The 21,818-nt window shown below is 69.6% G+C and carries 13 protein-coding genes; 10 read left to right on the forward strand and 3 right to left on the reverse strand.

Annotated features, from left to right (window positions below; genetic code table 11):
- Nucleotides 1-167: 167 nt before the first annotated feature.
- Complete coding sequence (locus AB5J53_RS34725) at nt 168-3,011, reverse strand: glycoside hydrolase family 3 C-terminal domain-containing protein (RefSeq protein ID WP_369249554.1); 2,844 nt, start codon at nt 3,009-3,011, stop codon at nt 168-170.
- Between the two features lie 364 nt (nt 3,012-3,375).
- Between AB5J53_RS34725 and AB5J53_RS34730 the strand changes: the two genes are divergently transcribed.
- The 7 genes from AB5J53_RS34730 (at nt 3,376) to AB5J53_RS34760 (ending at nt 14,753) form a co-directional block, all read left to right on the forward strand.
- A complete protein-coding gene (locus AB5J53_RS34730) occupies nt 3,376-5,055 on the forward strand; it encodes an extracellular solute-binding protein (RefSeq protein WP_369249555.1) in 1,680 nt (559 codons plus the stop codon).
- A gap of 26 nt (nt 5,056-5,081) precedes the next feature.
- Nucleotides 5,082-6,131: an ABC transporter permease gene (locus tag AB5J53_RS34735; protein WP_369249556.1), complete on the forward strand. Its 1,050-nt coding sequence runs from the start codon at nt 5,082-5,084 to the stop codon at nt 6,129-6,131.
- Nucleotides 6,128-7,087, forward strand: a complete 960-nt coding sequence (locus tag AB5J53_RS34740; RefSeq protein ID WP_369249557.1) for a carbohydrate ABC transporter permease — start codon at nt 6,128-6,130, stop codon at nt 7,085-7,087. The genes AB5J53_RS34735 and AB5J53_RS34740 overlap by 4 nt, the downstream gene beginning before the upstream one ends.
- 253 nt (nt 7,088-7,340) lie before the next feature.
- Nucleotides 7,341-9,560: a WD40/YVTN/BNR-like repeat-containing protein gene (locus tag AB5J53_RS34745; RefSeq protein ID WP_369249558.1), complete on the forward strand. Its 2,220-nt coding sequence runs from the start codon at nt 7,341-7,343 to the stop codon at nt 9,558-9,560.
- Nucleotides 9,560-11,566 (forward strand): beta-galactosidase, encoded by a 2,007-nt coding sequence (locus AB5J53_RS34750; RefSeq protein ID WP_369249559.1) that lies wholly within the window; start codon nt 9,560-9,562, stop codon nt 11,564-11,566. The genes AB5J53_RS34745 and AB5J53_RS34750 overlap by 1 nt, the downstream gene beginning before the upstream one ends.
- On the forward strand, nt 11,563-14,004 hold the full coding sequence (locus AB5J53_RS34755) for a glycoside hydrolase N-terminal domain-containing protein (RefSeq protein WP_369249560.1): 2,442 nt from the start codon (nt 11,563-11,565) through the stop codon (nt 14,002-14,004). The genes AB5J53_RS34750 and AB5J53_RS34755 overlap by 4 nt, the downstream gene beginning before the upstream one ends.
- A 35-nt stretch (nt 14,005-14,039) precedes the next feature.
- The gene (locus AB5J53_RS34760; protein ID WP_369249561.1) at nt 14,040-14,753 is read left to right on the forward strand and encodes a hypothetical protein; all 714 of its coding nucleotides are present in this window, start codon (nt 14,040-14,042) and stop codon (nt 14,751-14,753) included.
- Between the two features lie 62 nt (nt 14,754-14,815).
- Here AB5J53_RS34760 and AB5J53_RS34765 read toward each other — a convergent pair whose 3' ends face one another.
- Together AB5J53_RS34765 and AB5J53_RS34770 are read right to left on the reverse strand one after the other, a co-directional pair.
- Nucleotides 14,816-16,867 (reverse strand): TIM-barrel domain-containing protein, encoded by a 2,052-nt coding sequence (locus AB5J53_RS34765; RefSeq protein ID WP_369249562.1) that lies wholly within the window; start codon nt 16,865-16,867, stop codon nt 14,816-14,818.
- A gap of 217 nt (nt 16,868-17,084) precedes the next feature.
- Nucleotides 17,085-18,095: a LacI family DNA-binding transcriptional regulator gene (locus AB5J53_RS34770; RefSeq protein ID WP_369249563.1), complete on the reverse strand. Its 1,011-nt coding sequence runs from the start codon at nt 18,093-18,095 to the stop codon at nt 17,085-17,087.
- 231 nt (nt 18,096-18,326) lie between these two features.
- On the opposite strand from AB5J53_RS34770, the gene AB5J53_RS34775 reads away from it, so the two are divergent.
- From AB5J53_RS34775 to AB5J53_RS34785, 3 genes are all read left to right on the forward strand, one after another.
- On the forward strand, nt 18,327-19,133 hold the full coding sequence (locus AB5J53_RS34775; RefSeq protein ID WP_369249564.1) for an endo-1,4-beta-glucanase: 807 nt from the start codon (nt 18,327-18,329) through the stop codon (nt 19,131-19,133).
- Nucleotides 19,134-19,286: 153 nt separating this feature from the next.
- On the forward strand, nt 19,287-21,218 hold the full coding sequence (locus AB5J53_RS34780) for an acyl-CoA dehydrogenase family protein (RefSeq protein WP_369249565.1): 1,932 nt from the start codon (nt 19,287-19,289) through the stop codon (nt 21,216-21,218).
- Between the two features lie 192 nt (nt 21,219-21,410).
- Nucleotides 21,411-21,806, forward strand: a complete 396-nt coding sequence (locus tag AB5J53_RS34785) for a hypothetical protein (protein WP_369249566.1) — start codon at nt 21,411-21,413, stop codon at nt 21,804-21,806.
- Nucleotides 21,807-21,818: the final 12 nt, after the last annotated feature.

Here is a 21,818-nt window from a genome sequence, read left to right on the forward strand (position 1 = left end):
AACAAGCCGACGGCCGGAGCCCGCTGTGCGGGGGCTCCGGCCGTCGGCTTGTCAGGAATCGGCGGCAAGCTCTAGCTAACGACAATCGTTTTCAGCTACCCTCCTCGTGAGGGGCCCGGCACCGATGCCTTCCGGTGCCGGACCCCTGTATCAGCCCCTCCGGACCCTCAACCGGAGAAGCCGACGTGCGCGAGCCGCAACGGGCCGCGCAGCCTGAGATGTACGTCGTGCACACCGGCGGCGGCGGTCTCGGCGCCGAGGGTGGCGTAGTCGTACGGGCCCTTCGTGGTGCTCAGGGTCACTACGGCGGTCAACGGGCCCCCGTCCAGGGAGAGTTCCACGACCCCCTCGCCGGCCGCCTCGATCGTGACCTCCGTGACGCCGGCGCCGAAGTCGCAGTCCCGGAAGACGAGTTCGCCGGTTCCGCGGCCCACGGGCGTCACCGCGTCGCCCGTCACCTTCGTGCGGTCGACGATGGCGATGTCCCGCTGCTCGTCGAAGTCGGCGGCGACCAGGCCGCGTTCGCGGACGGGGCGAGGCGTGCCGGGCTCGCCGTCCAGTCCGACCGTCGTACGCAGGCGGATGTCCTCGCTGGACGCCCCGACGAGCACCTCGTACCCGCCCGGCTCCAGCCGCGGGCGGCCGAGCGCCACGTCCCAGAACTCCAAGGCGGAGAGCGGGATTTCGAAGGTGAGGTCCGTCGACGCGCCGGGGGCGAGGTGGACGCGGCGGTGGGCCGCCAGTTCGCGCCGGGGGCGCGGTACGGACGGGTCGACGGCACGGGTGTAGAGCTGGGCGACCTCGTCGGCGGCCGCCTCGCCGGTGTTGGTGACGGTGAGGGAGACCCCCAACGCGCCGGCGCGCTGCTGGACTTGAAGATCCGCGTAGGCGAACGACGTGTACGACAAGCCGTGTCCGAACGGGAACAGCGGCGTGCCCTCGAAGTACAGATACGTCTGGTGGCCGCCGATGACGTCGTAGTCGAGGAGGCCGGGCAGGTCGTCGTCGGAGGCGTACCAGGTCTGCGGGAGCCGGCCCGCGGGGGAGACGTCGCCGGCCAGGACGCGCGCCAGGGCGGTGCCCGCCGCCTGGCCGCCGTGAGCGGTCCACAGGACCGCCGGGAGGTCGGCCGGGTCCACCGCGTAGGGGTAGGCGGAGACCACGGCCAGGGCCGTGTTCGGGTTCGCGGCGCGGGCGGCGCGCAGCAGGCGCTCCTGGTGTGCGGGCAGGCGCAGCGTCGTGCGGTCCTCCGTCTCGCGGCCGTTGATGTGCGGGTCGTTGCCCGCGACGACCAGGACGACGTCGGCGGCGGCCGCCACGCGGGCCACCGCGTCCTCGCCGCGCTCGGCGAACTCCACCTCGAATGTTTCCGGGTTCTCGGCGGCAACCTTCACACCGTCGGCGGCGACAGAGACGTAACCACCCGTCCCCAGGTGCTTCAGGAGGTGACCGTTCTCGTGGGTGTCGGAGACTTCGAGGCGGAATGTCTCCTGGACGACCCAGCCGCCGGGCTGGTCGGCGGAGGCGCGGACATAGCCGTCGTCGGCGACCGAGAGATAGCGGCCGTCGGGTGCGCGCAGCGTCAGCACGCCCTCGCCCCAGTCGATCAGCGCGAGCTCGGTGCCGGTGGCGTCGGCGGTCAGCGGGGGCAGGTCCGTGCGGCCCGCGAGGAGCGCCGGGTCCAGCGCGCCCTCGGCGCCGCGCACCTCGTCGGCCGCGTCGTCGACGGCGGGCACCGACAGATACGTACCGTACGAGGTCCTGAGGCGGACCCGGTCCACGCCCTCCGCGAAGTCCACGCGCTCGGCGCCGAAGCGCTCGTACAGGCCCTCCAGGGGTGTCGAGCGGTGGATGAGCGTGCCGCTGTACCAGTCGAGCTTGCACTCGTCGGCGAGCAGGCCGACGACGGCGATGCGGACGTCGGGGCCCAGGGGCAGCAGCCCGTCGTTCTTGAGGAGTACGATCGCCTGCTCCGCCGCCTCCTGGGCGAGCGCGCGATGGGCCGGGGTGTCGAAGTCCAAGACGCCGGCGTGCGGGTCCGACTGCGGGTCGAACTCGCCCAGCCGGAAGCGGATCGCCAGCTGGCGGCGGACCGCCGTGCCGATGTCGGACTCGCGCAACAGCCCCTGGTCCAGGGCACCTCGAACGAGCTCGACGATCTTCGAGCTGTCCGTGCCGTGGTCGGTGAAGCTGTCGACCCCGGCGAGGATCGCGGCCGCGGTCGCCTCCTCGTGGGTGTCGAAGTAGTGCTCGGAGTCGACCAGGTTGGAGGGCGCGCCCGCGTCCGAGCAGACGAGGAGGTCCTGGTCCGTCCAGGTGCGCAGGCGCTCGCGCAGATACGGCGAGACGTGGTTGGGGCGGCCGTTGACCAGGTTGTACGCGGGCATCACCCCGGCCACCGCGCCCGCCTCGACCGTCTCGCGGAAGGCGCGCAGGTCGTACTCGTGCAGGACGCGCGGCCTGACCGAGGAGGACGTGGTGTCGCGGTCCGTCTCGTTGTTGTGCGCGAGCCAGTGCTTGAGGACGGGCGCGGTGCGCCAGTAGTCCGGGTGGTCGCCGCGCAGACCGCGCGTGTACGCCGTGGCGATGGCGGAGGTGAGCTTCGGGTCCTCCGAGTAGCCCTCCTCGTTGCGGCCCCAGAGGGGGTGGCGGAGGAGATTCACCGTGGGCGACCAGACGTTGAGGCCCACGCGGTCGTCGCGGGCACGCATGGCGCGGGCCTCCGTCGAGACGGCCTCGCCGATCCGGCGCACGAGGTCGTCGTTCCAGGTCGCGCCCAGGCCCACGGCCTGCGGGAACACGGTCGCCGGGCCCATCCAGGCCACGCCGTGCAGGGCTTCCTGACCGGTGCGGAAGGCCCCGACGCCGAGCCGCTCGACGGCGGGCACGAACTGGTGCAGGAACGCGATCCGTTCGTCGAGTGTGAGCCGCGCCAGCAGGTCGTCGATGCGCTTCGCGAACGGAAGTCGCGGATCGCGGAAAGGCGGCGTAGGCGGCGATTGTGCGGTCACGTGGTGATCCCTTTGCGATGGAGCGACGGGGCGCTTTCGAAGCGCTTCGATGCTCATTCGACCGAGGGGTGGGTGTCAAGACACCCCGGCGCAACAACTGCGTTTTCTCACCGTGATTTCAAGTCCCAGACGGAGTGGCTCTGTTACGCGACACCTCCGAGGAATCTTGGAATCGACTCTTGTGTACCCCCATGTGTTCACTTAACCTCGCAGCAACATCGAAGCGCTTCGACTGAGGGACTGCCCTCTCCGGAGGAACGCAATCCTCCGAGGACCGCTTCAGCTCAGCCAGTTCCACTCAAGACACCGCAGCCGTCGGCTGAACCGCCGGGTGTCCTGCTGTGCGCCATGAAGGGTTGACGCAATGACGCCGAACTCCGCCACCTCCGCCCCCAGCCGGAGAAGCTTCCTCGCCTCCACGGCGGTCGCCGCCGCGGCGGTCGCCGGAGGGATGCCGCTGCTCGCCGCCTGCGGCGGCGGGAACGACGGCAACAAGAACGGCACCACTTCCGGGAAGGACGCCCAGAAGATCCTTCCGACGTTCGTCGCGTCGAGCGTCGTGACGCCCGACATTCCGGCGAAGAGCGGGTCGGCGGCGGGCTTCACCCAGGCGATCGACCTGAGCGGGCTGAAGACGTCGGTGCCGAAGAAGCTGGGCAGCGGCGCCAAGCTGAAGATCATGGCGCCGCTGTGGGGCACGCCGCCGTCCAACGACAACGCCTACTACAAGGCCATGAACGAGGCCGTCGGCGTCGACGTGACCTGGCAGAACCAGGACGGCAACACCTACGACGAGAAGCTGGGCGCGATCCTCGCCTCCAGCGACATCCCGGACGCGGTGGTCGTCCCGGGCTGGAACCTGATGGGCAAGATACCCAGCGCCATCAACGCCAAGTTCGCCGACCTCGGCCCCTACCTGTCCGGTGACAAGGCCAAGGACTACCCGAACCTCGCGGCCGTCCCCACCGACGCCTGGCAGCGCGCCATCTTCGGCGGGAAGCTGCGCGCGATTCCGATGCCCGCGTCGTACGTGACCGACATCGCGCCCTTCTACCGCAAGGACCTCTTCGAGAAGAAGGGGTACCAACTCCCCAAGTCGGCGGACGAGTTCCTGTCCTGGGCCAAGGAGGCCACCGACGCCAAGTCGAAGGTCTGGGCCTGCGACGACCTGAAGTGGACCGCCTTCAACATGTTCGGCGTCCTGCCCGGCAGCGACAAGGCGCTGTGGTGGAACCTCGACGGCGGCAAGCTGATCAACCGCATCGAGACCGAGGAGTACCTCGAAGCCCTGGAGTGGACGCGCAAGCTGTACGCGGCCGGTGTGGTCCACCCCGACGCCAAGGCGGTCAAGGGCGACGCGTCCAACCGCTTCACCGCGGGCCAGGTCCTCGTCTTCAACGGCAACCTCTCCTACTGGTACGGCTCGACCGCCGAGCAGCTGACCCAGAAGGCCGACTTCGAGATGGCCGCGATGGACATCTTCGGCCACGACGGCGGTGACCCCACGCTGTGGGCGGTCCAGCCCTCGAACATCTTCACCTTCGTCAGCAAGAAGGCGTCGAAGCAGCAGATCAAGGACTTCCTCGCGCTCGCCAACTACTGCGCCGCGCCGTACGGCACCAAGGAGTACATGCTCACGGTCTACGGCGTCGAGGGCACCGACTACACGCTGAAGAAGGGCCTGCCCACTAAGACCACCAAGGGCACCAACGAGGTCAACGGCGCCTACGACTACACCGGCGACCCGGCCGCGTACCTCGCCCACCCCGATCTGCCGGAGATCGCCAAGCTCCAGGTCGAATGGCAGCAGCGGATGGGCGCCTTCACGAAGAAGTCCTCCTTCTACGGCCTGACCGTCACCGAGCCCAACCGCTGGACCAACCTCGCCAACGACTTCGAGCAGCTGGAGGACGACATCGTCCGCGGCCGCAAGAAGATCAGCGACATGCAGCAGGCCGTGGCCGACTGGAAGCAGAAGGGCGGCGACGACCTGCGCGCCTGGTACAAGAAGCTGCTCGACGACAACGGCTCATCGGCCAAGTGACCCAGGGCTGAGGCAAGGAGAAGGCCGTGTCCCACAGCACGGTGCCTCGGAGCAGGGCCGGGGCGAAGACGACCGAGAAACCGGGCGAGAGTCCGGCGAGCGGGGCTGCCGCGAAGGACGCCGGAAAGCGATCCGGAAAGCGGGCCGGAAAGCTGAGCTTCCGGCTCCGGTTCAGACGCGACCGCACCCTGATCCTGATGACGTTGCCCGCTGTCGCGCTAGTCCTCGTCTTCACCTACATACCGGTCCTCGGCAACATCGTCGCCTTCCAGGACTACGACCCGTACCTGAGCGACAACGGCTTCGTCGCCATGTTCGAGAGTCCCTGGGTCGGCTTCGAGAACTTCCAGCGGATCTTCGAGGACTCGGCCTTCTGGCACGCGGTGCAGAACACCTTCGTGCTGTTCTTCCTCCAGCTGGTGCTGTACTTCCCGCTCCCCATCCTGCTCGCGCTGCTCATCAACAGCGTGGTCAGGCCCCGGGTCCGGGCCGTCGCCCAGGCGATCATGTACCTCCCGCACTTCTTCTCCTGGGTCCTCGTCGTCACCGTCTTCCAGCAGATCTTCGGCGGCGCGGGCATCATCGCGCAGACCCTGCGCCAACACGGGCACAAGGGCATCGATTTGATGACCGACCCGGGGATCTTCAAGTTCCTGGTGACCGCCGAGGGCGTCTGGAAGGACGCGGGCTGGGGCATCATCGTCTTCCTCGCGGCCCTGTCCTCCGTCTCGAACGACCTGTACGAGGCCGCCGCGATGGACGGCGCCGGGCGCTGGCGGCGGATGTGGCACGTCACGCTGCCCGCGCTGCGTCCGGTGATCGCCCTGCTCCTGGTACTCCGCGTCGGCGACGCGCTCACCGTCGGCTTCGAGCAACTGCTGCTCCAGCGCGACTCCGTGGGCCCCGGAGCCTCCGAAGTCCTCGACACCTACGTCTGGTGGAACGGCATCCGCAACCAGGACTTCGGTTACGCCGCCGCCGCCGGGCTCATCAAGGGCATCGTCGGCCTGGGGCTCGTCCTGACCGCCAACAAGGTCGCCCACCTCATGGGTGAGCAGGGGGTGTACAAGAAGTGACCGCCGTCATCGACAAGCCCGTGGACAAGCCCGTCGACGAGCTTTCGCGCAAGCCGAGCCGGTGGGCGGCGCCTCCCCGCCCGGCCTGGGAGGAAGAACCGTCGAAGACAGGCCTCGCGGGCAAGGGCCTCGCCCTCACCCTGGCCGCCTTCGCGATCCTCTTCCCGCTCTGGATCGTCATCGTCACCAGCCTCCAGTCGAGGAAGACCATCGACGCGGCCGGCGGCCTGGTGGTGATCCCCAAGGGCGTCACCTTCGTCGCCTACAAGGAACTGCTCACCGGCGGCCAGGTCCAGCGTGCCGCCATGGTCAGCCTGGGCGTGACGCTCGTCGGCACCCTGTTCAGCATGACCGTCTCGGTCCTGTGCGCGTACGGCCTTTCGCGCATCGGGTCGCTCGGGCACCGCTGGCTGCTGATGCTGCTGCTCGCCACGATGTTCTTCGGTGCGGGCCTCATCCCGACCTATCTGCTGGTGCAGGCCCTCGGTCTCACCGACACCTACCTCGCGCTGATCCTCCCCAGCGCGGTGAGCGTCTTCAACATCCTGGTGCTGCGTTCGTTCTTCATGGGGATCTCGCCCGAACTCATCGACAGCGCCCGCATCGACGGGGCCGGCGACTGGCGCATCCTGCGGAAGATCGTGATGCCGCTGTCGCGTGCCGTGCTCGCGGTGATCTCGCTCTTCTACGCGGTCGGGTACTGGAGCGCCTGGTTCAACGCCTCCATCTATCTCACCGACCAGGACATGATGCCGCTGCAGAACGTCATGATCCAGCTGGTGCAGAAGCAAGAACGTCCCGTTGGCCTCGCGACCCAGATCAACACCGGGCAGCTGTCGCCGCTCGCCATCCAGATGGCGGTGATGGTGCTGGCGCTGCTGCCGGTGGCGATCCTCTCGCCGTTCGTCCAGCGGCACTTCAAGAAGGGCATGCTGACCGGCGCGGTGAAGGGCTGATCTGCGCCGGCCCGCTGTTTCCGGCTCCCTCTACTCCGCTGCGGTCGACCTGCTCCTGATCGGCGGTCGGCCGTGGCGGGCCCAATGTTCCGCTCCGCCGGGTCGTGCGGAAGTGCGGGTCCGTGAACTGCCTGCCGTCCGTGACCTGCGGTCCGTCGTGGCTGGTCGCGCAGTTCCCCGCGCCCCTGACGGGGCCTGCCGTCCACGCCTGTCACAGAGCGCCCCTCGCCCCTCTCCCAGAACGAGGCATGTCATGCGCACACCCCGTCTGAGCAGACGAACCGTTCTCGCCGGGACCGCCGCCACGGCCGCGCTCGCCGCCGTCTCCGTCGGCGGCGCACCGGCTCACGCGGCCCCCGCCGCGGACGGGTCGCCGTACCGCTGGCGCAACGCCGTCATAGGCGGCACCGGCTTCATCACCGGCGTCCTCTTCCATCCCGCCGTACGCGGTCTCGCCTACGCCCGCACCGACATCGGCGGCGCCTACCGCTGGGACGACCGGGCCGCCCGCTGGACCCCGCTCACTGACCACCTCGGCTGGGACGACTGGAACCTCCTCGGCGTCGAGGCGCTCGCCGTCGACCCCGCGCACCCCGACCGGCTGTACATCGCCGTCGGCACGTACGCCCAGTCGTGGGCTGGCAACGGCGCGGTCCTGCGCTCCGAGGACCGCGGTGCCACCTGGACCCGTACCGATCTGTCCGTGAAGCTCGGCGCCAACGAGGACGGGCGGGGAGCCGGGGAACGGCTCCTCGTCGATCCGCGCGACAGCGACACCCTGTGGCTGGGGACCCGGCACGACGGGTTGCTCAAGTCCACCGACCGGGGCACCACTTGGGCGGCTGTCACCGGCTTTCCCGCGACCGCGAGCTCCTCCGGGCAGGGCATCACCTTCCTCGTCGCGGCCGGGCGCGCCGTCTACGCCGGCTGGGGCGACGGCGACGGCACCTCGGGCACGGCGAACCTGTACCGCACGGCCGACGGCACGACCTGGGAGGCCGTACCCGGGCAGCCGTCCGGCACCTCCGCCAAGGTCCCGCTCCGCGCCGCGTACGACACGCACACCCGCGAGCTCTACGTGACGTACGGCAACGCGCCCGGGCCCAATGGCCAGTCCGACGGCAGCGTGCACAAGCTGCTTGCCGCCACAGGGGCGTGGGCCGACGTGACGCCGGTGAAGCCGGGGGGCACCACGAACGACGGCTCCGCGGACACCTTCGCCTACGGCGGGGTCTCCGTCGACGCCTGCCGCGCGGGCACCCTCGTCGTGTCCACCAACAACCGCTGGGCGGACGGCGACACGGTGTTCCGGACCACCGACGGTGGCCGTAGCTGGACGTCCCTCAAGGACGTTGCCGTGTTCGACGTGACCGAGACTCCCTTCCTCAACTGGGGCGGCGACCAGCCCAAGTTCGGCTGGTGGATCCAGGCGGTCGCCGTGGACCCGTACGACTCCAAGCACGTCGTGTACGGGACCGGCGCGACCCTCTACGGCACCCGCGACCTCACGCGCTGGGCGCCGCAGATCCGCGGTCTGGAGGAGACGGCCGTGCGCCAGCTGATCTCGCCCCCGGCCGGGGAGGCGCATCTGATCAGCGGACTCGGGGACATCGGCGTGATGTACCACGAGCGGCTCACGGCGTCTCCGTCGCGCGGCATGGCGGCGAACCCCGTGTTCGGGTCGGCGACGGGACTCGCGCAAGCCGCGGCCAAGCCGTCGTACGTCGTCCGCGCGGGCTGGGGCGACAACGGCAACGGCGCCTACTCGAACGACGGCGGGCAGACCTGGGCGCCCTTCGCGGCCCAGCCCGACATCGCCAAGAGCGCACCGGGGCCGATCGCCTCCAGCGCCGACGGCAGCACACTGCTGTGGTCCTTCGTGCACTGGGACGGCACGAAGTACGCAGCGCACCGCTCGGCGGACAGCGGCGCGACCTGGTCCGAGGTCTCCTCCTTCCCGAAGGGCGCCACGCCGGTCGCCGACCCGGCCGACCCGACGCTCTTCTACGCGTACGACACCGACACAGGAACACTGTTCGCCAGCACTGACAGTGGCCGTTCCTTCACGGCCCGTGCGACCGGACTGCCCTTGGGCGACAGCCAGTTCAAGCTGGTCGCGGCGCCGGGACGCTCCGGTGACCTGTGGCTGAGCGTGAAATGGAATGGCCTCTACCGGTCCACCGACGGTGGCGCAGGCTTCGAGAAGGTCACCAGCTGCTGGGCCTCGTACACCCTCGGCTTCGGCAAGGCCGCAGACGGGGCGGACTACCCGGCGATCTACCAGGTCGGTTCGACGCAGACCATCACCGCCGTCCTCCGCTCCGACGACGAGGGCAGGACCTGGGTCCGTATCAACGACAACGCCCACCAGTGGGGCTGGATCGGCGAGGTCATCACGGGCGACCCGCGCGTCTACGGCCGGGTCTACCTCGGCACGAACGGGCGCGGCATCCAATGCGGGGAGCCCGTCTGATGCCCGTGCACAAGGAACGGACGCCCGAGGGGCCGAGTCTCGCCGACGCCACTCGCGGCCGCATCCTCTTCGGCGGCGACTACAACCCCGAGCAGTGGCCCGAGGAGACCTGGCACGAGGACGTACGCCTGATGAAGGAGGCCGGCGTCAACTCCGTCACCGTCGGCGTCTTCTCCTGGGCGAAGATCGAACCGCGCCCGGGGGCACGCGAGTTCGGCTGGCTCGACCGGCTGATGGACCTGATGCACGCGAACGGCATCGGTGTCGTCCTCGCCACGCCCACCTCCTCGCCCCCGCCCTGGATGGGCCGCCTGCACCCCGAGACGCTGCCCCGGGACGAGGAAGGGCGCACCGAGTGGTGGGGCTCCCGCCAGCACTTCTCGCACTCCAGCGCCGTCTACCGCCGCTACGCCGCCGCCATCACCGAGGACCTGGCCGCCCGCTACGGCAGCCACCCGGCCCTCACCATGTGGCACATCAACAACGAGTACTGCACCTTCGACTACGGCGACGAGGCGGCCGCCACCTTCCGCCGCTGGCTCCAGGACAAGTACGGCACGATCGAGACCCTCAACGAAGCCTGGGGCACGGCCTTCTGGAGCCAGGGCTACGACGGCTGGCACGAGGTGCTCCCGCCGCGTCACGCGCACTACATGAAGAACCCGACGCACGTGCTCGACTTCAAGCGCTACACCTCCGACATGCTCCTGGAGTGCTACCGCGCCGAGCGGGACATCGTCCGCCGGCACACCCCGGACACCCCCGTCACCAGCAACTTCATGCCGATGTGGGTGGGCCAGGACGCCTGGAAGTGGGCCGCCGAGGAGGACGTCGTCTCGGTCGACATCTATCCGGATCCGCGTGACCCCTTCGGCGCCCAGAACGGCGCGCTCATCCAGGACATGACGCGGTCCCAGGTGGCGGGCGGCCCCTGGATGCTCATGGAGCAGGCGGCCGGACCGGTCAACTGGCGCGGCGTGAACCACCCCAAGCCGCGCGGCCTCAACCGCCTCTGGTCCTTCCAGGCCGTGGCGCGCGGCGCCGACGCGGTCTGCTACTTCCAGTGGCGGCAGTCCCGCCAGGGCGCGGAGAAGTTCCACTCGGGGATGCTCAGCCACGCGGGGGAGCGGGGTCGCACCTTCCAGGAGGTCAAGCGGCTCGGTGCCGAACTCGCCCTCATCGGCGGCGAAGTCGCGGGCACACATCTCACCTCCGACATCGCGATCCTGCACGACTGGAACTCCTGGTGGGCCGGCGCGCAGGACGGTCGCCTTTCCCGCGAGGTCGACTGTCCCGAGGTCGTACGCGCCTGGCACCGCGCCCTGTGGGAGGCCCACCTCACCACCGCCTTCGCGCACCCCGAGCACGACCTGTCCGCGTACAGGCTCGTCGTCGTACCGCAGCTGTATCTGCTCACGGACGCAGCGATCGACAACCTCCTCGCGTACGTACGAGGAGGGGGCATCCTCGTCTGCGGCTTCCTCACCGGTGTCGCCGACGAGGACGACCGGGTGCGCCCCGGCGGCATGGACGCGCGGCTGCGCGAACTGTTCGGCATCCGCACGCTGCACGAGTGGTGGCCGCTGGACGCGGGGGAGACCGCCGAGTGCGACGGCTTCCGGGGCACGCTGTGGTCCGAGGAGATCGAGGCGGCCGGGGACGCCGTCGCGGAGGCCGTGTACAAGGGCGGCGAGCTGGACGGAATGCCTGCGGTGCTCCGTAAGGGCGGCGCCTGGTACCTCTCCACACTTCCCGAGCCCGAGGCGCTGTGCACCCTGCTGGCCGGGATCGCACAGGACGCGGGTGTACGGCCGCCGCTCGACGGCCTTCCGGCAGGGGTGGAGGCCGTACGCCGTGGCGGCCTGCTGTTCCTTCTCCATCACGGGCGGGACCGGGTCGCCGTTTCGGTGCCCGGACGCCATCGTGACCTGCTCACCGGTGCCGACGTGGCGGAGGCCGTGGAGCTGGACCGGTACGGCGTCGTCGTGCTGGAGCCGGCCCCATGAGCGCGCCCGTCCACGGCACCTGGGAGCCGCTGCCCGCGGCCCGCTGGGAGGACGCCTTCCTGAGCGGGAACGGCACGCACGGCGTCATGGTGTTCGGCGATCCGAACGGCGACCGGGTCATCGTCAACCACCACAGCCTGGTCCGGCCGAACGGCAGCGGGCGCGCGCGTCCGCCCGCTCTCGCCGACCGACTCGACGACGTACAGGACCGGTTGCTGGCAGGGGACACCACGGCGGGGGAGGCCTTCACCGATGGGCGACCGCTGCTCTGGGTGCCGCCCTTCCACCCCGCCTTCCAGGTGCGGCTGCGCCGCCCGGCCGCGGAATGGCGCTCGTACCGGCGCGAGGTCGACTTCACCACCGGCGTCGTCAGCGCCGAGTGCGGCAGCTGGCGCAGCGAGGTCTTCGTCTCACGGGCCGACGACGTCGTCGTCCAGTACGTGACCGAGTCCGATCTCACGGTCGACGTGACCCTCGACCCCCGACTGCCGGGCGTCCCCGCCGACTTGACGGTGGGACACAGCGCCGTCCTCACCCCCGAGGGCGCCCTCCTCACGCTGCGCGCCCGCTATCCGGGCAGCGACCTGGCGTACACGGGGGTGACGCTCGTCGTGGTCACGGGCGGCCGGACCCGGACCGCCCTGCCCGGCGTACGCGTCGAGGGCGCGCGCTCGCTGCTTCTGCTCACGCGCGTACGGCGGCACGCGGGCGAACTGGACGCGCTGACCGAGGCCCGCGAGCTGCGCGCCCTGCTGCCCCAGGACGACAGTCAATCCGCCGGCCGGCTCGAAGCCCATGCTGAAGCCGAAGCCGAAGCCGAAGCCGAAGCCGAAGCCGAAGCCGACGCCGACGCCGAAGCCGAAGCCGAAGCCGAAGCCGAAGCCGAAGCCGAAGCCGACGCCGACGCCGAAGCCGAAGCCGACGCCGATGCCGCAGCTGAAGCTGAAGCCGAAGCTGAAGCCCAAGCCGAACCCGACGCCGAAGCCGACGCCGAACCCGACACCGACAAAGACGCGTACACCCACCTCCTCTCCCGCCACACCGCCCTCCACCGGCCCGCCTACCTCCGCACCGCTCTCGACCTGCACGCCGACGCCGTCGAACGCGCCCTCCCTGGCTCGGACTTGGTCCACCGCTCCAAAAGCCCCGCCCTCCTGGAGCGGCTTTTCGCGGCGGGCCGCTACCACCTGCTGTCGTCCGCCGGGACGCTGCCGCCACGCCTGACCGGGCTGTGGACCGGCGACTGGGACACCGCCTGGTCCGGGGCGTTCACCACGGACGCCAACCTCAACCTTCAGACGGCGTCGGCCGCCGCGGCCGCGCTCCCTGAGGTCACGGAGGCCCATGCCGCCCTGATCCACGGCCAGTTGCCGCACTGGCGCGACAACGCCCGGGCGATCTTCGGCGCGCGGGGCGTCGTGGCCCCCGCGCACACCGACGGCGAGTCCGGGCACATCTACCACCTCAGTCGCGAGTACCCCCTGCACGTGTGGACCGCGGGCGCCGACTGGCTCCTGAAGCCCCTCGTGGACCACGACGAGACCCGCGGCGCACGCGACCCGCGCCTTGGAGCGGCCCTCGCCGAAGTGGCGTACTTCTACGAGGACTTCCTCACCCGCACCGACGACAACGGCCATCTCGTGATCGTGCCGTCGTACTCCCCGGAGAACCGCCCCGCGAACGCGAGCTGGGTCACCCTCAATGCCGCCATGGACCTCTCCGCGGCCCGCCACGCCCTGCGCACGGCGGCCGACTACCACCCAGGACCCGACGCCGAACGCTGGCGCGAGCTCGCCGACCGGCTGCCGCCGCACCGCGTCAACGCCGATGGCGCGCTGGCCGAATGGGCCTGGCCCGGTCTCGACGACACCTACGACCACCGCCATCTCAGCCACCTCTACGGCGTCTGGCCGCTCGACGAGATCACCCCCTATGACACCCCGGACCTCGCCGCGGCGGCCCATCGCGCGCTCGAACTGCGCGGCGCCGAGAACGACTCCGCGCACGGCCACCTCCACCACGCCCTGGTGGCGGCCCGGCTGAGGGACGGCGAACGGGTGGCGGCGGCCCTGGACAACGTCCTGGCCGGGAACTTCTTCCACGTCTCCCTGATGAGCGGGCACTACCCCAACCGGCACGTCTACAACGCGGACGCCGCCCACACGCTGCCCGCCGTGCTGATCGAGATGCTCGTCCAGTCGACGCCCGACCGGCTGGTCCTGCTGCCCGCGCTGCCGACGGCGTACCCCACGGGCCGACTACGGGGCGTCCGCACGCGGTTCGGCGCGGAGATCGACCTCACCTGGAGCCCGCGAGAAGCCACCGCGGTCATACGCCCCACCCGTACCCACCGCATCGAGATCCGGACTTCCACCGGCGCCGAACCGCTCGACCTCGTCGCCGGAGAAGACCACGTCCTCAGCCTGGGGGCGTGGTAACCCGCGCAACTCCCCCCACCCATGGAAGGGACACCATGGCAACACGCACGCTGAGCAGGATCACCAAGGCGATGCTGGCCCCCGCCCTCGCGCTGGGCGCGACCATCGGACTCGCCTCCGCCCCCGCCCAGGCCGCCGTCTGGAGCTCGTGCGACCAATGGGGCACCACAACCCTGAACGGCTACACGCTCTACAACAACATCTGGGGCTCCGGCGCCGGCAACCAGTGCATCTGGGCCAACTCCGGCACCAGCTGGGGAGTGTGGGCGAACCACCCGAACACCGGCGGCATCAAGTCCTACCCCAACTCCAAAAAGGTGATCAACAAGTCGATCACCTCGCTCGGCTCGCTCTCCAGCAGCTACAACGTCACGGTGCCGTCGTCCGGCGCGTACAACACGTCGTACGACATCTGGGACACCGACTACGACTACGAGATCATGCTCTGGGTCAACAAGACCGGAGCCGTCGGCCCCCTCGGTACCTCGCAGGGCAACGTGACGCTGGGCGGTCACACCTGGACCGTCTACAAGGGCAACAACGGTGCCAACGAGGTCTTCTCGTTCGTGCGCACCTCGAACTCCAGCTCCGGCACGGTGAACGTCCTGCCGATCCTGAAGTGGATCAAGGACACCAAGGGCTGGTTCGGCAACGAGACCATCGGCGACGTGCAGTTCGGCTTCGAGATCACCTCGTCCTCGGGCGGGCTCGACTTCGCCGCCAACAACCTGACGGTCAGCAGCAGTTGATCCGCTCATGAAACACGCATGAGAGTGCGGCCGGTCACCCGCGAGGGACCGGCCGCACCCGGCTATGGGGCCACGGGCAGTTTCGCCCCGTCCCGCAGGAACAGGGGAATGCGGTCCAGCGGGGCGTCGACCGTCACGGCGGCGCCCCCCTCGTAGGTCTCACCCGTCCACGCGTCCGTCCAGTACGCGCCCGCCGGGAGGTAAGCCGTACGGGCCGTCGCGCCCGCCGTGAGCACCGGCGCGACCAGCAGGTCGGGGCCGAAGAGATACGAGTCGTCCACGGACCAGGTCGCCAGGTCGTCCGGGAACTCCAGGAACAGCGGGCGCATCACCGGCAGCCCCTCCTCGTGGGCCTCCCGCATCACCTCCAGCACGTACGGCTTCAGGCGCTCGCGCAGCCGCAGGTACTTCTCCAGGATCACGCCGGCCTCCTCGCCGTACGACCAGACCTCGTTCGGGCCGCCGGTCATGTCGGGGCCGAGCGGCATGCCCGGGTCGCGGAAGCCGTGCAGACGCATCAGCGGGGACAGCGCGCCGAACTGGAACCAGCGGACCATGACCTCGCGGTACGCCGGGTCGTCCGGGTCGCCGCCGTGGAAGCCGCCGATGTCGGTGTTCCACCAGGGGATGCCGGAGAGCGCCGTGTTGAGCCCGGCGGCGATCTGGCGGCGCAGGGTCGCGAAGTCGGTGCCGATGTCGCCGGACCACAGGGCGGCGCCGTAGCGCTGACTGCCCGCCCACGCCGAGCGGTTGAGGGTGACGACCTCGCTCTCGCCTGCGGCCAGCATGCCCTCGTAGAAGGTGCGGGCGTTCTCGCGGGGGTAGAGATTGCCCACCTCCAGGCCCGGGCCCGCGTAGTAGCGCAGGTTCTCCGAGAAGCCCGGCTTCAGCTCCGGCTCGCAGGCGTCGAGCCAGAAGGCATCGATCCCGTACGGGTCGAGGTAGTTGTCCTTCACGCGCGACCAGAGGAAGTCGCGCGCGTCGGGGTTCGTCGCGTCGTAGAAGGCCACCTGGACGGTGGACGCGACCTCCTTGTCGGGCCAGTCGGCGTGCGCCATCGGACCGTACTCCGTGCCGATGAAGTAGCCGCGCTGCTCCATGAGTTGATGGTTCTCGGAGAGGGGCGAGACCGACGGCCAGACGGACACGACCAGTTTGACGCCGAGTTCCGTGAGCTCCCGCCGCATCGCCGCCGGGTCGGGCCACTCCGCCGGGTCGAACTTCCACTCGCCCAGATGCGTCCAGTGGAAGAAGTCGCAGACGATGGCGGACAGGGGCAGGCCCCGGCGCTTGTATTCGCGGGCCACTTCCAGGAGTTCGTCCTGCGTGCGATAGCGCAGCTTGCACTGCCAGAAACCGGCCGCCCACTCGGGCAGCATCGGCGTACGGCCGGTGGCGGCGCTGTAGCGGCGCTGGGCGTCGGAGGGGGTGCCCGCAGTGATCCAGTAGTCGATCTGGCGGGCCGAGTCGGCGACCCAGCGGGTGCCGTTGCCCGCGAGCTCCACGCGGCCGATCGCCGGGTTGTTCCACAGGAGGGTGTAGCCGCGGCTGGAGACGAGCACCGGCACGGTCACCTCGGCGTTGCGCTGGATCAGGTCCAGGACGGCGCCCTTCTGGTCGAGCAGCCCGTGCTGGTGCTGTCCGAGGCCGTACAGCTTCTCGCCCTCGTACGCGGCGAACCGCTGCTCCAGGCGGTGGTGCCCGTTCCCGGTCGGGGTGTACAGGCGCGAGCCGGGCCACCAGAAGTGGGCGCGCTCCTCGGCGAGGAGTTCGCCGCCGTCGGCGGTGCGGACGAAGCGGACGAGCCCCTCGGCGGTCACCAGAGCGGTCAGCGCGCCGACCGTCAACCGGCCTTCCCCGCCCTCGGTCTTGACGGTGCTCTCGGTGGCCGGCGGCTCGTCCAGCAGCGCGCCCGGGAGGCTCTCCAGGACCGGGCCGCCGAGCCGCGCCCGGACGCGGACCGCGTCCGGGCCCCAGGGCTCGATGCGTACGGTCTCCGTGCGGCCGCTCCACTCCAGCGCGCCGTCCCGCTCGCGGAACGTACCGACGGTCGGGGAGGACTGCGCGAGGCTGACGGTGCCCTGAGGGGGCTGGTTTTCGGCAGGCTGATTCACGTGGGGTGCTCCTGGGAGGAGGAGTGGCGAAGTGACCTGGCGCGGCTCAGGCGGGCCGGGACAGGGTGCTGCCCTCACACGAGGGCGTGACTCGTCCGCGCCGGACCCCCGGGGAGGGCGTACGGCTCGGTGTACGGCGCCTCACGGCGGGCGTACGACGTGGTGCGCGGCGTCGTGTGCGGTGCTCCACGGCAGGGCCGCGGCAGGGCGCCGTGTGTCAGGCGGTCGGCGCCGGACCCGTGCTCGCCCGTACCGTCAACTCGGGTGCGATCAGCACGACTTCGTCCTTGCCGTGTCCTTCGAGCTTGGCGATCAGATGTTCCACGGCGTACCGGCCCATCTCCTGTGCGGGGATGGCGACCGAGGTCAGCCGCACCGAGGCCTGTGTGGCGACCTGGTCCGGGCAGATCGCGATCACCGACACGTCCTCGGGCACGGCGCGGCCCTGCTGGCGCAGCAGCGCGAGCAGCGGTTCGACCGCCGACTCGTTCTGCACGACGAAGCCCGTGGTGCCCGGGCGCTCGTCGAGGATCCGGGCGAGGGTCACGGCCATCGCGTCGTACCCGCCCTCGCAGGGGCGGTGCAGCACGCGCAGGCCCAACTCCCGCGAACGGGACCGGAGTCCGTCGAGCGTGCGCTCGGCGAAGCCGGTGTGCCGTTCGTAGACCGCGGGCGCCTCGCCGATGACAGCGATGTCACGGTGGCCGAGGATCGCCAGATGTTCGGCGCACAGGGCTCCCGTCGCGCCGAAGTCGAGGTCGACGCAGGTCAGTCCGGAGGTGTCGGCGGGCAGTCCGATGAGCACGGACGGCTGATCCGTCTCGCGCAGCAACGGCAGCCGCTCGTCGTCGAGTTCGACGTCCATCAGGATCATCGCGTCGGCGAGCCCGCTGCCGGTGACCCGGCGTACCGCGTCGGGACCCTCCTCGCCGGTGAGCAGCAGCACGTCGTACCCATGGGTGCGGGCGTTGGTCGCCACCGCGATGGCGATCTCCATCATCACGGGTACGTACATGTCGGTACGGAGCGGAATCATCAGCGCGATGATGTTGGACCGGCTGCTCGCCAGGGCCCGGGCGCCCGCGTTCGGGTGGTAGCCGAGCTCCTGGATGCTCCGCTCGACCCGCTGCCGGGTGCCCGCGGAGATGGACCGCTTGCCGCTGAGGACATAGCTCACCGTGCTCGCCGAGACTCCGGCGTGCTGGGCGACCTCGGCGAGGGTGACCATCCAGCTCTCCAAGCTTTGTGAAGCGCTTCGACAGTGCGCGTATTGCGGATAGGGGCGAGTGAGGATGGCTTGACACTAGCTCGGTGAAGAAGACGTGTCCAGAGGTTGTCGAAGCGCTTCGACAACTAAATTCTTGAGTGCGCCACGGCAATCGCTTGCGCCATGGCAACCCTTTGACCATGCGGTGGCCACTGAGGGGCGTACACAGACCGTCCCCCGGAAGGACCCCCGATGCAACACCGTCGACCGCGCCTGTCCAAGAAGGCGAAGACGCTCCTGGCGAGCTCGGTGGCGCTCGCGGCCGCCGCCGGCGTCACTGTCGCCCAGGCGGGCGAGGACAGCAAGAAGTGCGGCGCCTTCGACACCGTCACGATGGGCAAGTACTACGTCAACAACAACCTCTGGGGGCAGGACGACGGCACGGGAACCCAGTGCGTCTGGGACACCTCGCGCAGCGGCGACACCATCGCCTGGGGCACGGAGTACACCTGGTCCAGCAAGACCGGCAAGGAAAACGCCGTGAAGTCCTACGCCAGTACGGTGCTCGGCTGGCACTGGGGCTGGAAGGTGGACAAGGCGGCCACCGAGCTGCCCGTCCGGGTCGGTGACCGCAAGCCGGTCAGGACCAGCTGGCAGTTCTCGGTCAGCTCCAACCCCGGCACCATGAACGTCGCGTACGACCTGTGGCTGCACGCCAAGAACAACGCGGACTGGCAGGACCAGCCCACCGACGAAGTCATGGTCTGGCTCAACCGGCAGGGCGGCGCGGGCCCCCTCGGCACCAAGTACGGCAGCGTCAGCCTCGGCGGCGCCATGTGGGACATCTATCAGGGCGACATCGGCTGGAAGGTGTACTCCTTCGTCCGCCGCACGAACACCACCAAGGCCGACCTCGACCTGGACGACTTCACCCAGGCGCTGGTCCGTCGCAAACTACTGAGCAACGACACATACCTCTCCGGCATCGAGTCGGGCAGCGAGGTCTTCCGCGGCTCCGGACGACTTGACACGAAGTCGTACTCGGTGGCCATCGGCTGACACCCGGGGGCGCGCATTGGGCCGAACACTGCGCGAGGTCTGGTGGGCACACCCTGAATCGGGTACATACGATCGAGTAGCACCGGTCGGTAACGATCGCGCCGAAGAACGGTGTACGAGCCCAAGATCCCTATTCGCGGCGAGGTGAGCCTCATGTCCGCAACACCCCACAAGCCCACAGTCACCGAACGTGAGGCCCGACAGGTCGCCGAGGCCGCGCGCGAACAGGACTGGCGCAAGCCCAGCTTCGCCAAGGAGCTGTTCCTCGGCCGCTTCCGTCTCGACCTGATCCACCCCCACCCCATGCCCGCCGACGAGGACGCGCAGCGCGGCGAGGAGTTCCTCGCCAAACTGCGCGACTTCTGCGAGACGAAGATCGACTCGGCCCGCATCGAGCGCGAGGCGCAGATCCCCGACGAGGTCATCGACGGCCTCAAGGAGATCGGCGCCCTCGGCATGAAGATCGACACCAAGTACGGCGGCCTCGGTCTCACCCAGGTGTACTACAACAAGGCGCTCGCCCTGGTCGGCTCCGCGAGCCCCGCGATCGGCGCGCTGCTCTCCGCGCATCAGTCGATCGGAGTACCGCAGCCGCTGAAATTGTTCGGCACCCAGGAGCAGAAGGAAACCTTCCTGCCGCGCTGCGCCCGCACCGACATCACGGCCTTCCTGCTGACCGAGCCGGACGTCGGCTCCGACCCGGCCCGGCTCGCCACGGCCGCCGTACCGGACGGCGAGGACTACATCCTCGACGGAGTGAAACTCTGGACGACCAACGGCGTCGTCGCGGACCTCCTGGTCGTCATGGCGCGCGTCCCCAAGTCCGAGGGCCACAAGGGCGGCATCACGGCCTTCGTGGTGGAGGCCGGCTCCGAGGGTGTCACCGTCGAGAACCGCAACGCCTTCATGGGCCTGCGCGGTCTGGAGAACGGCGTCACGCGCTTCCACCAGGTCCGCGTCCCGGCCGCGAACCGGATCGGCCCGGAGGGCGCGGGCCTCAAGATCGCCCTGACCACCCTCAACACCGGCCGGCTCTCCCTGCCCGCCATGTGCGTGGGCGCGGGCAAGTGGTGTCTGAAGATCGCCCGCGAGTGGTCGGCGGCGCGCGAGCAGTGGGGCAAGCCCGTCGCCTTCCACGAGGCGGTCGGCTCGAAGATCTCCTTCATCGCGGCGACGACGTTCGCGCTGGAGGCCGTCCTCGACCTGTCCTCGCAGATGGCCGACGAGGACCGCAACGACATCCGCATCGAGGCCGCCCTCGCCAAGCTGTACGGCTCCGAGATGGCCTGGCTGATGGCCGACGAACTGGTGCAGATCCGCGGCGGCCGCGGCTTCGAGACCGCCGAGTCGCTCGCCGCGCGCGGGGAGCGGGCGGTTCCCGCCGAGCAGATCCTGCGCGATCTGCGCATCAACCGCATCTTCGAGGGCTCGACGGAGATCATGCATCTGCTGATCGCCCGCGAGGCGGTCGACGCCCACCTGTCGGTCGCGGGCGACCTCATCGACCCGGACAAGTCCCTCTCGGACAAGGCGAAGGCGGGCGCGAACGCCGGTGTCTTCTACGCCAAGTGGCTGCCGAAGCTGGTGGCGGGTCCCGGTCAACTCCCGCGTTCGTACAACGAGTTCAACCAGCAGGTGGATCTGTCCGCGCACCTGCGATACGTGGAACGCAGCGCGCGCAAGCTCGCCCGCTCCACCTTCTACGCCATGTCCCGCTGGCAGGGCCGCATGGAGACCAAGCAGGGCTTCCTGGGCCGGATCGTCGACATCGGCGCCGAACTCTTCGCGATGAGCGCGGCCTGCGTCCGCGCCGAACTCCTGCGCACCACCGGGGAGCACGGCCGCGAGGCCTACCAACTCGCCGACGCCTTCTGCCGCCAGTCTCGCATCCGCGTCGACGAACTCTTCGACCGCCTGTGGACCAACACCGACGACCTCGACCGCAAGGTGGTCAAGGGCGTCCTGTCGGGTACGTACACGTGGCTGGAGGAGGGCGTCATCGACCCGTCCGGAGAAGGCCCCTGGATCGCGGACGCGACGCCCGGCCCGAGCAAGAAGGACAACGTTCACCGACCCATTCGCTGACCCTTTCCCCAGGAATGCACACCCGTCCCGTTCGCCATTCTGCTGCTTGCCGCACCGAAGTTGTGCGTCAACAATGAAAGGAATGGCGAACGGGGACGGCAGATGCGCCAAGGAGTCGGGGAAGAATACAGCCACGGTATTTCCGTACAGCTGACGCGTGCCCGCGGGGAGGCATGGCGGCAGCTGAATGAAATGGATCTCGTACGGGCGTTGCGTACCGTGCGCAATGAGGTGCAGCCACTGGCGCAGAAGCTGCGCGAGGCCGCTCCGGAGACCTTCGACGGGCACCGTGACGCGCTCGCGGTCCTCCTGAACGACTGCGCGTTGTCCCTGGTCGACGAGGTGCCGCGGCCGCCCGTGGCCTCCTTCGACGCCGTACGAATCCGGAGAATCGACCTCCGCGACATCGACGGCCTGCTCGATTCCGGACGGCCGGGTGAACGGCCCGTCATTCAGCAGCTCTTCCGCACCGCGCTCGAGGTGGTCGAGGACCCCGTACTGCGCGAAGTGATCAAAGCGAATCAACAGGGCGTCCACATTCTCCAGCGGGCCAATCGCTGGATACGGATGCTCGTGGACGCCGTTTAGCTGTGCTCAGTT

Source organism: Streptomyces sp. R41, from assembly GCF_041053055.1.
Taxonomy (GTDB): domain Bacteria; phylum Actinomycetota; class Actinomycetes; order Streptomycetales; family Streptomycetaceae; genus Streptomyces.

What these genes read in the sequence shown, in the direction of transcription:
- AB5J53_RS34730 (WP_369249555.1), top strand. Translation starts at nt 3,376, where the DNA reads ATGACGCCGAACTCCGCCACCTCCGCCCCCAGCCGGAGAAGCTTCCTC.
- AB5J53_RS34745 (WP_369249558.1), top strand. Translation starts at nt 7,341, where the DNA reads ATGCGCACACCCCGTCTGAGCAGACGAACCGTTCTCGCCGGGACCGCC.
- AB5J53_RS34750 (WP_369249559.1), top strand. Translation starts at nt 9,560, where the DNA reads ATGCCCGTGCACAAGGAACGGACGCCCGAGGGGCCGAGTCTCGCCGAC.
- AB5J53_RS34755 (WP_369249560.1), top strand. Translation starts at nt 11,563, where the DNA reads ATGAGCGCGCCCGTCCACGGCACCTGGGAGCCGCTGCCCGCGGCCCGC.
- AB5J53_RS34760 (WP_369249561.1), top strand. Translation starts at nt 14,040, where the DNA reads ATGGCAACACGCACGCTGAGCAGGATCACCAAGGCGATGCTGGCCCCC.
- AB5J53_RS34770 (WP_369249563.1), bottom strand. Translation starts at nt 18,095, where the DNA reads ATGGTCACCCTCGCCGAGGTCGCCCAGCACGCCGGAGTCTCGGCGAGC.
- AB5J53_RS34775 (WP_369249564.1), top strand. Translation starts at nt 18,327, where the DNA reads ATGCAACACCGTCGACCGCGCCTGTCCAAGAAGGCGAAGACGCTCCTG.
- AB5J53_RS34780 (WP_369249565.1), top strand. Translation starts at nt 19,287, where the DNA reads ATGTCCGCAACACCCCACAAGCCCACAGTCACCGAACGTGAGGCCCGA.
- AB5J53_RS34785 (WP_369249566.1), top strand. Translation starts at nt 21,411, where the DNA reads ATGGATCTCGTACGGGCGTTGCGTACCGTGCGCAATGAGGTGCAGCCA.